The organism is Pollutimonas rozaliensis (assembly GCF_048751585.1).
Taxonomy (GTDB): Bacteria; Pseudomonadota; Gammaproteobacteria; order Burkholderiales; family Burkholderiaceae_B.
The window spans coordinates 1-265 of sequence record NZ_JAZHOB010000159.1 but is presented as its reverse complement, the minus strand read 5'-3'; the positions used below and the strand labels follow the sequence as shown (position 1 = coordinate 265).

General features: G+C 69.4%; 1 protein-coding gene. It reads left to right on the top strand.

Annotation, left to right across the window (positions count from 1 at the left end):
- Positions 1 to 12: 12 nt before the first annotated feature.
- Positions 13 to 265, top strand: a 253-nt coding sequence (locus tag V0R37_RS22385) for a LysR substrate-binding domain-containing protein (protein WP_420376593.1), incomplete at its 3' end; no start/stop codon positions are given.

Below are 265 nucleotides of genomic sequence, written 5' to 3'. Positions count from 1 at the left end.
CCCGACCTGGTGATGACTGCCGTGGCCCGCATGAAGGCGCAAAGCCCGCAGCTGCGGTTGCGCATCATGGGCGACACCAGCGACCAGGTGCTGCGCCTGCTGGACCAGCGCCGCATCGACATGGCCATTGCGCGGCGCAGCCCTGCGGCCCACAGCAGCAGCTACAGCTTCGAGGAACTGGGCAACGAGCGGCTGCTGGTCGTCGTGCGCAGCGGCCATCCGCTGACACGCCGGCGCAAGCTGGGCTGGCAAGAGCTTGTCGGCG